Source organism: Synergistales bacterium (assembly GCA_021736445.1).
GTDB lineage: Bacteria > Synergistota > Synergistia > Synergistales > Aminiphilaceae > JAIPGA01.
In genome coordinates this window covers 1-10,619 of sequence record JAIPGA010000084.1, presented here as the reverse complement: position 1 = coordinate 10,619, position 10,619 = coordinate 1, and the positions used below count along the sequence as shown (strand labels likewise).

7 protein-coding genes are annotated in these 10,619 nt (G+C 66.1%); 4 read left to right on the top strand and 3 right to left on the bottom strand.

The window, feature by feature from the left end:
* From K9L28_10335 to K9L28_10325, 3 genes are all read left to right on the top strand, one after another.
* Positions 1-610: substrate-binding domain-containing protein (locus tag K9L28_10335; protein ID MCF7936724.1), on the top strand; the 610-nt coding region annotated here is incomplete at its 5' end.
* Between the two features lie 107 nt (positions 611-717).
* On the top strand, positions 718-1,413 hold the full coding sequence (locus K9L28_10330) for an ABC transporter permease (protein MCF7936723.1): 696 nt from the start codon (positions 718-720) through the stop codon (positions 1,411-1,413).
* Entirely contained in the window at positions 1,410-2,432 is a 1,023-nt protein-coding gene (locus K9L28_10325) for an ATP-binding cassette domain-containing protein (GenBank protein MCF7936722.1), read from the top strand. Before K9L28_10330 ends, K9L28_10325 begins: the two co-directional genes overlap by 4 nt.
* 109 nt (positions 2,433-2,541) lie before the next feature.
* Here the strand turns inward: K9L28_10325 and K9L28_10320 are convergent, their stop codons facing one another.
* Positions 2,542-3,192 (bottom strand): class I SAM-dependent methyltransferase, encoded by a 651-nt coding sequence (locus K9L28_10320; GenBank protein MCF7936721.1) that lies wholly within the window; start codon positions 3,190-3,192, stop codon positions 2,542-2,544.
* A 395-nt stretch (positions 3,193-3,587) separates the two neighbouring features.
* On the opposite strand from K9L28_10320, the gene K9L28_10315 reads away from it, so the two are divergent.
* Positions 3,588-3,950, top strand: coding sequence for a helix-turn-helix domain-containing protein (locus K9L28_10315; GenBank protein MCF7936720.1), 363 nt, complete (start codon positions 3,588-3,590; stop codon positions 3,948-3,950).
* A gap of 199 nt (positions 3,951-4,149) precedes the next feature.
* On the opposite strand, the gene K9L28_10310 is transcribed toward K9L28_10315, so the two are convergent.
* Both K9L28_10310 and K9L28_10305 read right to left on the bottom strand, forming a co-directional pair.
* Positions 4,150-7,917: a S8 family serine peptidase gene (locus K9L28_10310; protein ID MCF7936719.1), complete on the bottom strand. Its 3,768-nt coding sequence runs from the start codon at positions 7,915-7,917 to the stop codon at positions 4,150-4,152.
* 303 nt (positions 7,918-8,220) lie between these two features.
* Positions 8,221-10,619: C10 family peptidase (locus tag K9L28_10305; GenBank protein ID MCF7936718.1), on the bottom strand; the 2,399-nt coding region annotated here is incomplete at its 5' end.

Here is a 10,619-nt window from a genome sequence, read left to right as displayed (position 1 = left end):
AAATTGTGACGTGGACGTCCTGATGGTCCACGCACCCGATGCCGAGAAACAGTACGTGGAAGACGGCTACGGTGTGGACCGCAAGGAGATCATGTTCAACGACTTCGTCATCATCGGTCCCCCCGAAGATCCTGCCGGGGTCGAAGGCATGAGCGCAGCCGAAGCCATGAAGACCATCAAGGAGAAACAGGCCCACTTCGCCAGCCGCGGCGATGACTCGGGCACCCACAAGAAGGAGAAGTCCCTGTGGACGTCCGCGGGGCTCGAGGTTCCCGACAAACAGAGCTGGTACATCCAGACCGGCCAGGGGATGATCAACACCATCAACATCGCCGCCGAGCATGATGCCTACACCATGACCGACCGCGGCACCTACATCAAGTACGAGTCCAACCACGACGGAGATCCGCCGCTGGATATCCTGGTGGAGGGCGATGCGGTCTTCCGCAACCAGTACAGCGTGATGGCCGTCAATCCCGACCGCTGCGAGAACGTCAAGTACGGCCTGGCGACGGAGTTCATCGAATGGGTCACCTCCGAGAAGGCCCAGGAAGCCATCGCAGAGTACAAGCTCCTGGGAAAGACCCTTTTCACTCCCAACGCCAAGTAGAATAGCTTGTACGCCCAAACGGAATAACTGGTACGCACAGGAGAGCATCGCTGCAGAACGGGCGATGCTCTCTTTTAGCGTGACAACGCGAAGGCGGGTGGCTTAGAATGGACTATATTTCGCAAGCCTTTGTGAAGGCCTTTGAACTGCTCTTCAGCGGCCATGAGGAGACCTATTCGGCCATTTTCACGACACTGCAGGTCTCCACCCTCTCCATCACCATCACCCTGCTGGCGGGGACACCACTGGGGTTCCTGCTGGGAACGTCGAAGTTCCCCGGCAGGCAGGCGGTACGCACGGTGGTGGACACCCTGCTGGCGCTTCCCACGGTGGTGGTGGGGCTTCTGGTCTATGCCTTCATCTCCAGCAGGGGGCCGCTGGGCGGGCTGGAGGTGCTCTTCACGCTGCAGGGGATCGCCATCGGCCAGTTCATCCTTGGCCTTCCCATTGTGGTCTCCCTGACGGCCACTGCGGTGGAAGCGCTGGACAGGCAGGCACGGATCACGCTGATGACCCTGGGGGCCAACAGAAGGCAGGTGCTTCTGGGCACACTCTTCGAGGCGCGCTTCGCCGTTCTGGTGGCGGCGCTCACCGCCTACGGGAGGATCATCTCCGAGGTGGGCGTCTCCATGATGATCGGCGGCAACATCAAGTGGCACACCCGGACCATCACCACCGCCATTGCGCTGGAGACGGGAAAGGGAGAGTTCGCCATGGGGCTGGCGCTGGGCATGGTGCTGCTCGGCCTGGCCTTTGCGGTGAACCTCTTCCTGAGCGGATTCAGAAGGAAGGCCGCACGATGAACCCTATTTACCGGATCAAAGGGCTCGAACACTACTATTCGGGCCGGAAGGTGCTCCAGATAACCGATCTGGAGATCCGGCAGGGGGAGATCCTGGGGATCCTGGGCCCCAACGGCAGCGGCAAGAGTACGCTGCTTCGGGTGCTCTCCTTCCTGGAGGAACCGACCGTGGGCGCCATTACCTTCCGCGGCCGGGACGTGCGGGAGATGGAGAGCCTGCGCAAGGATGTCTCCCTGCTTCTGCAGAACTCCTTTCTCCTGAAGCGCTCTGTCTTCGACAACGTGGCCTATGGTCTGCGGCTGCGGGATGTCCCTGCCGGAGAGATCGCCGGCAGGGTCGAGGAGGCCCTGGAGTGGGTGGGGCTCGATCCGGACGCCTTCAAAAAGCGACAGTGGTTCGAACTCTCCGGCGGCGAGAGCCAGCGGATCGCCCTGGCCTCGCGGCTCGCAATCCGGCCCTCGGTGCTCATGCTGGACGAGCCGACGGCCAGCGTGGACCTGAAAAGCGAGCTGCTCATCAAAAAGGCCGTCATGCTCGCCGCCAGGGAGTGGGGCACCACGCTGATCCTGGTGAGCCACGACTATCCCTGGCTGCAGAGCATCTGCGACCGCACCGTCTCCATGAACCTCGGCGAGGTGATCGAGGAAGGCCACGTGAACACCTTCTCCGGACCCTGGGAGGCCTGCGAGGAGGAAGGCCTGGTGTCCGCCCATCTGGCCGACGGACAGACCGTCTACGCCCTCTGCTACGGCAAACAGGCCGACACCGCCGTGCTGTCGCCTTCCAATGTGGCGCTCGCCATGGAACGGCCCAACCGGCTCTCCACGAGAAACTGCCTGAAGGGCGAGGTGGAACGGATGTTTTACGACCGCATCTCCCAGGGCATCATGGTGACGGTGAACGTCTCGTCGCTGACCCTCTCCGCCAGGCTCACCCGCGGATCCGTACAGTGCATGGGGCTGGAGCCCGGAAAGGAGGTCTGGGTACTCTTCAAGGCCTCCTCCGTGCGGTGGGTGTAGGCGTTTCCCGCCAACAGCTCAGCCTCCCCTGCGGGGTGCCGGTGTTGCACTGTCGCTGTCATGCCGGCCCCTGCACGGCGGGGCAACGCGAAGGTCTCGGGCCTTCTCGCTACGGCTGCACGTGGCCCTGGCGGTCGATCTTGCTGTAGAGCTGGGTGGACCAGTAGCGGTCCTTCCGTCCCAGCGAATCGGGTTCCACCTTCTCCTCCAGGCATTGGAAACCCGCCTTGCCGAAGAGCGTCTTGAGCTGCCTGGGGGAGACACCGTTGTAGAACCGCCCCGTGCCGTCCCGTCCTGCCTTGGGGTTGCCCCGGCGGTCGGTGGGGGTGGAGACGAGCACCCGGCCCCAGTCCACCAGCATCCGGCGGAGGTGGATCAGGCTGGGGAAGAGATGCACCTCCGGTACGTGGGTGAGGACGGCGGCGCAGAGGAGATTCTCGTATTCGCAGTCGGGAAGGGTGGAAAGCTCCGGAAGGCAGTCCTCCCAGAGGAGGCCCTCCAGTTCGGGATAGCGGCGCAGGGCCTCGTCGATGAGCTCCCGGCAGGGCTCCACGCCCCGGGCGTCCCAGCCGGCCTGCCGGAGCAGATGGAGGTCCCGCCCCGCCCCGGCGCCGATGTCCAGCACCGACGGTCCCCTGGTGAAGGCCCGGTCGAACCAGGCGGCGATCCCCTCCTCCGCGCCGCCGTAGCATTCGGCCAGCCTGGCGGCGTGGCGCTTGTAGTACTGCTGTGTCGGTGCGTCCAGCGCGTGGCGTTCCATGGCAAACCCTCCCAAGATCGTTCTCATTATGTATGGAATGTTCTACACACCACAGATGGAATCGCTCATCCCCGCCTACACTGCAGCGGTCTGGCCTTGCACGTTGTCCCCCCTTCGCTTGGGTCCCATAGAGTGGTACACTGTGGTTATGGGACGGTAGCGGGTTGTCTATACGAAGAAGGTGGCGAAAGAGATACGGAATGTCCCTCAGCGGGTTCGGAGCCAGGCCATTACGTTAATGGCCGAGATAGAACAATCCGGACCTGTACGCGGGAATTGGCCCCATTATGGGAAGCTTGGCGATGGGGCGCACCATTGCCATTTGAAAAAGGGCCGGCCCACCTACGTTGCCCTGTGGCGTGAACATTGCGGGACAGTAAAAGTGGAGGTGACCTATGTTGGGACGCACGAGAAGGCCCCCTACTGACAGAGAGTGTACCATCACGCTTGTCGGTCCGGAATCGGCGAAGTACCGGCTTGTGCAGAGCGCCCGTAAACAGGGCTTTTCGGTGGTGGAAGACGAGGAACGTATGCTTTCCTTTCCCGAAGGTCTGGGGCACGATCGCGGTTCGTTGCCGGGGGAATGCCTCCGTGGTGCCCGGTTGAAAGAAGGCTTTACCCAGCGGGATTTGGCGGAATCCGCAGGCCTGAGCAGGCATCATATCTCGGAGATGGAACACGGCAAACGTCCTATTGGCAAGGATGTTGCCCGTCGCCTTGCCCAAAGCCTGAATGTCGACTACCGCATCTTTCTCTAACCGCTCCGCGTCGATCATTCTCCCACAGTATAACGGAACGAGGCGTCCGCGGAGAGGGCGGGCTGCTGGATTGAAGGCTGGCTGCATTGCAGGAGGTCCGATACGCAAGGCCGTCCCCGTAGTCACGGGGGCGGCCTGCGGCTCTGTCGGCGATGGCCCGGCGGGCGAAGCCGCCGGGCGTCGGCTTGTTCGTATCGGGTTACCGTCTGCGTATCATCAGCACCGGCAGGAGGAGCAGCAGGGCGACCGGTGCGAAGCCGAGGCGGCAGCCTCCGCCGCCGTCGCCGGAGGGCGTGGGCTCGGCGGGGGTGTAGGCCACCACGGCCAGGTCGGTCTCCACGCTGCCGTCGGTGGCGCCGTCACGGTCGTAGGTGCCGCCGTCCCGGACGCGTACGGTCAGGCCCGCGTCGCCTTCCGTGACGTCCAGATCCTCGCCGCTGTGGGGCGGGGTGGTGCGGTCCCACTCGCCGGTCGATGCGTTTCTGACCAGCAGCGCCCTCTTTGTCTCGGCCCGGGCGCTCCTGCTGTCTCCACCGTCACCGATGGAGAATCCCGCCTTGCCGCCGGGCTCTTCCACTCTGGCCTTCACCCTGGTGGCCCGGATTTCGTCCACACGCTGGGCCTCACCGTCGTCCAGCAGCGTCTGGGCACCATCCTCGATGCCCTGCTGTTCGTCTCCGCTCAACGGGGCGACGTCCACGCTGACGGTTCCTTCATCGGGAGTCACGTCGTCGCTGTCGATCTCCTCCGGCTGGGGGATCGGCCCCGGTGTGGGCGTGGGGGTCGGTGCGGCGGTGGGCGCCGGGGTCGGTGTCGCCGTCGGCGCAGGCGTCGGGGTGGCCGTGGGCTGCGGAGCCGGCGTGGGCGTTGGCAGGGCCCGGAAGGCCGCCGTGATGCCGTGGTCCTCGCTCACATCCTCGAAGGTGTAGCGGTGAGCGGTCTTCCCGCCGACACCGGCGAGGGGTTTGTTGTCCACGGAGATGACATCGATTGCGTAGCCGCTGTGGGCGGTGATGTCGAAGGAGATCGTCCCGCCGTCGGGTATGGCGATTTCCCCGGAGGGGTCGATGGCACCGCCCGTTCCGGCGGTGGCGGTGACCATGTGCCGGTCTGCGGGGATCTGATCGTAGAGCGGCGTCTCGAAGATGCTGTACCCGCTGTCGTTGACGTAGTGGGCCGCCATCACGGCCTTGCTGTCCCGGAGGAAGGGGAAGAAGGATGGCTTGCCGTTGAGGCTGGCGGGGAAGGCGAACCGCCTGTCGAGGATCCCCCAGGGGACGCCGCCGGAAGCGCTCTTCCCCTCCTGTGCGCCGATGTACTCGGCGGGGAGATAGAAGATAAAGGGGCTGGTGTAGTACATCTTGTGCGGCGAGAGAAGGCTGGAACCGGCGAAGGTGCCGGCGCCGATGTAGTAGAGGCAGCCGTTGTGCTCCGCCAGCGTGCCGTTGATGAGTTCGCCGCCTTCGTCTCTCGTTTTGGTGGCTGCGCTCTCGCCGTACCCGTAGGGCAGGGGATTGGCGGACCATTCGAGGCTCTCCCGGTCCAGGAAGTAGACATTGTTGTTGGCTGGGTCGCCTACGGGGCCGATGCCGCCGGCCAGGGCGAACCTGCCCTCCACCACGGCCGCCGTCCCGGCATAGCGGGGCTTGTCCCAGGTGACGTCCAGCAGCTCTGCCGTGATGGTGCCCTCGTCGGGGACGCTGCCCACATCCAGGCTGCAGACGCAGTCCCAGATCCCCCGGTCCCGGTAGTCCATCCCGCCGGCGACCATGACGGTGCCCTCGCCGTCGCCGGCGGCGAAGGGCAGGAGCAGCTCCACCAGGTAGTCATTCTCCAGGTCCCACCACTCCAGTTCGGGTTCGCCGGGGTTGTAGGCGTAGAGGTACCCGCCGGCGCTGCCGCCGATGATGTAGATCCGGCCCGAGGCGTCGTCGCCCGCCAGTGTGCTGTACTGGAATTCCACCGTATCGCCGTTGTCCGGCAGAAGGTCGGAGAGGTCCGCCTCCGGGGCCACGTCGCCGGAGTCGTCGTCCCAGCGGTAGAGGACGGTCTTGTCGGTGTCCTCGTAGCTGCCGATGCAGTAGTGGTCGCCGCTGAATGTGGTGGTGGAGCCGTTGAGCAGCGCCGCAGCGGGGTGCAGCGAGGAGTCCCGGCTGGCGCCGACCTCCGCGACGAGGGCAGGCAGGGAGGCGCTGTCGCCGGAGATGGTGGTTACCTCCAGGGTGGCCCTGGCGTCGAAGGTCGCGTCCATCTGTGGGACGGTGGCGGTGATCGCCGTGGGGCTCCAGGAGGTGGTCGGCAGGGTTTCGTTCCAGGATGCGGTTGTCTGCCAGGGCGCCGGTGGGGCGTCGTCGGCGGAGTGGACGGTGAGGCTTCCCGCCGCGTCCCCCAGGTTGTCGCCGAAGATGGTCAGCGGTTCGCCGGGCTCCAGCCAGGGGAGGCTCCAGACACCGCTGTTGAGGGCGTCGTAGAGCACCGGTCCCTCGGGGATGTCGTTGCTTGCCGTTTCGGGCGCGGAGACCCGCTCGCCGGTGCGGCAGTAGCCGTCCAGAACGCTCTCGGGGGTGCCGGCGGTGAGCAGCAGCGATTTCATCTCCCGCCAGTCGGCGTCGGGGTGGGCCGCCCAGCCGAGAGCCGCCACGCCCAGCGCCAGAGGGGTGGCCATGGAGGTGCCGTCCCAGGGAGACCACCAGTAGGTGGTGCCGCCGATGTCGCGGGAGATGTCGCCCTCCTCGCGCAGGGCGCACTCCGCGGGAATGGTGGAGAGGATATCCGCGCCGGGGCTGCCCAGGTCCACGGTGACCCGTCCCCACTGGGAGAAGTCGGTGAGGCCGCCGTCCTGCGCGGTGGCCGCCACGGTGAGCACGTTGGGCATGGGGATGGAGCTGCTGAAGCCGGCGCCGAAGAGGTCGTTGTCGCGGTAGTCATTCCCGGCGGCGATGAAGGCCAGGATGCCGGCGTCCTGCAGCGCCTCCAGCCCCACCTTGTCGGATTCCGAGTAGATGGGGCCGCCGAAGGACATGTTGACGGCCCGGACGGGGACATTGTGGAGGGTCCTCAGTTTGGCCAGCCAGTTGCAGGCCGCCAGGACGTAGCTGTCGTTGAGACTGAACTGCTTGTCGGCCACCTTGGCGGCGATGATGGTTGCCGTCGGCGCCGCGCCGATGATGCCGTGGCCGTTGATGACCCCCGCGGTGATGCCGGCGCAGTGGGTGCCGTGGCCGAAGCGGTCCATGGGGTCGTTGTTGTCCTCGCCGAAGTCGTAGCCGTGGTGGACGAGATCCGGGGAGACGGCGATGCCGTCCCACATGTTGTCGGCCAGATCGATGTGGGTGTAGTCCACGCCGGTGTCCATGATGGCCACCACCACGTCGTCGCCGGCGATGAGCCGCTCCCAGACGGTGGCGGCGTCCACGCCGTTTTCGGCTTCGCCGTGCAGGTGCCACTCATCGGGATACATGGGGTCGTAGGTGGCGTCTTCGTCCCCCTTCGCGGGCTGTGCGTAGAGGGTGTTCCGGTAGTCCGGCTCCGCCCAGGCCACCGAGGGGCTCTCCGCCAGGCGGCGGCTCGCCTCCACCGGGTCGCCGGCGATCCCCTCGGCGACCAGCGCCCCCGTGAAGGGCAGCGCCTCCAGGCTGCGCCACCGCAGCCCGGCGCCTGCCAGTGCGGCGGTGCCCCTGGTCTCCATGCTCTCCTGCATCGCCGTGTAGTCCCGCTGCGGCGAGGTGCCCCTGTCGCTCCGCCGGGCGAAACGCTCGGAGCCTTCCAGGGAGAAGATGATCCTGTCCGCAGCGTAGAGCTCTTCATCGCCTGTTGATGCGGGACCCCCAGGGGATGTCCCGTCACTCCAGGCCATGGCGGCCTGCGGTGCGACGGCCAGGAGCGCCGCCACCACAACCATTGTGAAGAGCGCGGCGCCCTTCCTTCCCTTGCGTACCAGTTCCAATCCGCTTCCCATCGAGACCATTCAGACGCTCCTTTCTTCCAGTCGGTGGTCTCCGCGGCATGACCGCGGTTCCGGGACTGGGTTGTTCCGCTGCAACCTATGCCGACAGAGCCGCTTTTGCGTAGTTATAGCACAGGGTGTGGTGTGCGTACAGAGGGAGGTTCTGTCAACGCAGTATCCGCGTCCCGGATCGGTCTCCACAGCCCCGCGTTCTTCCCGGCTGCCCATGAAGCAGCGCCGGATACCTGCAGGCATCCGGCGCTGCTGTGTCTTCCCGCTGTTTTTCCGCTCTGTGCCGGTGCCTGCCGCGGTGTGATGCCCGGGCTATCGGCGGATCGCCAACAGTCCCGGCAGGACCAGCAGCAGGGCGAGCGGTGCGAAGCCGAGGCGGCAGCCGCCCCCGCTGTCGCCGGAGGGTGTGGGCTCGGCGGGGGTGTAGGCCACCACGGCCAGGTCGGTCTCCACGCTGCCGTCGGCGTTGCCGTCACGATCGTAGGTGCCGCCGTCCCGGACGCGTACGTTCAGGCCTGCGTCGCCTTCCGTGACGTCCAGATTCTCGCCGCTGTGGGGCGGGGTGGTGCGGTCCCACTCGCCGGACGATGCGTTTCTGACCAGCAGCGCCCTCTTTGTCTCGGCCCGGGCGCTCATGCTGTCTCCACCGTCACCGATGGTGAACCCCGCCTTGCCGCCGGGCTCTTCCACCCTGGCCTTCACCCTGGTGGCCCGGATTTCGTCCACACGCTGGGCCTCGCCGTCGTCCAGAAGCGTCTGGGCCCCATCCCCGATGCCCTGCTGTTCGTCTCCGCTCAACGGGGCGACATCCACGCTGACGGTCCCGTCATCGGGCGCCACGTCGTCGCTGTCGATATCCTCCGGCTGGGGAACAGGCCCCGGCGTGGGAGTCGGCTCCTCCGTGGGTGTCGGGGTCGCCGTGGGGACCGGTGTTGCAGTGGGCACAGGTGTCGGGGTGGCTGTGGGCTGAGGTGTCGGCGTTGGCGTGGGCAGGGCCCGGAAGGCCGCCGCGATGGTGTGGTCGCCGCACACGCTGTTGAAGATGTGGGTGTGGGAGGTCTTTCCGGCGACGCCGGAGATCGGTGCGCTGTCCGCGGAGACGGCATCGATCTCCCAGCCGGTGTCGGCGGTGATGTCGAAGGAGACATCCTCGCTGTAGACGGCGGCCACATCCCCGGAGGGATCGATGCTCCCGCCCTCGCCGGCGGTTGCCGTGATGGTGAATGCCTTCTTTGTAAAGCTTGCCTCGATGTTGTGGTCCTCACTCACGTTGTGGAAGGTGTAGGTGTGGGAGGTCTTCCCGGCGACGCCGGAGAGCGGTGTGTTGTCCACGGAGATCACGTCGATCTCGTAGCCGGTGTCGGCGGCGATGTCGAAGGAGACATCCTCGCTGTAGACGGCGGCCACATCCCCGGAGGGATCGATGCTGCCGCCCTCACCGGCGGTGGCGGTGACGGTGAAGGTCTGTTCCGCAAAATCCACCTGCCAGAGGTTGCCCACCGTGCCGAAGTTGAGCGACCTGCCTGTGGCGACCGGCTGGCTGGGCTGGGCGAAATGGATCCCCTCCCTGGAGACCGTCACGGTGAAATCGGACCTGGACGGGACGCCGGCGAAGGCGTAGATCCCCTGTTCGTCGGTGGTGTCCGTGGCGTCGACGGCGCCTGTGAGGGCCACCGTCGCCCCGGCGATCGGGTTGCCGTCGCTGTCGGTGACCCTGCCGCTGATGGCCTCGCCCGTCTTGTCGACGAAGACGTTGTAGACCGTTTTGTACACGGAAATGAAGGTTCCCAGCCCCGTATCGATGGTGGGCAGGTTGTACCAGGCATCGTCCTGCCCCGACCACCCCATGTTGAGATGGTGGTAGAGGGTGCCGCCGTCGTAGCCGTAGCCGTCGCCGACGATGGCGTGGCCGCCGGGATCGCCGGTGATCCCGAAGAGCACCGGATAGCCGGCGTCGAGATTGGGATTCACCATGGTGTTCCGCACCGACGACTGAATGTTGGCCCCGCTGTTGTATCCCTTGACGGCGTTTGCGTAGTCGAAGATGTCGGTGAACGCATTGGCGGCCGCCAGTGTGTCCGTTCCGGAGCCGGCGCCGGCGTAGTGCATGGAGACGGTGACGCCGGCGTCGGAGGTCAGCGCGCCGATGGCCTGGCGCTGGGTGTCGGTGATGGAGCTGTCCGGCGTGAGGGGCATGTCGTCCCAGGCGTAGGGCCCGCCGCTGCCGTCGCCGCCGCGTGTGGCTTTCAGCTCTGCTTCCTCCTCTACGTAGATGGTGAACTCGTTCCAGCCGATGCCGCTCTGGGGATGCTTGTGGAACCGCATCAGCTGGGACATCGCCGTGGCCACGCAGCCGCAGACGTAGTTGCTGCTGCTGTCTGCGCTGTTGGGAGGCGTGTAGTAGTTGTAGACCGCCTTTCCCCCGATGGCGCCCTGGCTCCAGGTGCTCTCCACCAGCGGCGCCACGCGGACATCGTCGATGCTCCCGGCGCTGTCTCTGCCGCTGTCCGGCCCCCTGCCCGCGACGATGAGGCGCTCCCATCTGGCGCGGTTGTCGTTGGAGGTCTTCTGGACCCCACTGGGGAGATTTTCCGCCGGTTGGCGCACCGCCGCGATCCGGGAGGCCAGATCCCGGGAGACCAGAGCGCCCAGGGGGTTGGCCTCGGAGGCCGCGTATTCGGTGCCGCCGGCGATGAATGCGATGATCGGCT

Coding starts and splice junctions, on each gene's coding strand:
- K9L28_10330 (MCF7936723.1), top strand. CDS start 718: ATGGACTATATTTCGCAAGCCTTTGTGAAGGCCTTTGAACTGCTCTTC.
- K9L28_10325 (MCF7936722.1), top strand. CDS start 1,410: ATGAACCCTATTTACCGGATCAAAGGGCTCGAACACTACTATTCGGGC.
- K9L28_10320 (MCF7936721.1), bottom strand. CDS start 3,192: ATGGAACGCCACGCGCTGGACGCACCGACACAGCAGTACTACAAGCGC.
- K9L28_10315 (MCF7936720.1), top strand. CDS start 3,588: ATGTTGGGACGCACGAGAAGGCCCCCTACTGACAGAGAGTGTACCATC.
- K9L28_10310 (MCF7936719.1), bottom strand. CDS start 7,917: ATGGTCTCGATGGGAAGCGGATTGGAACTGGTACGCAAGGGAAGGAAG.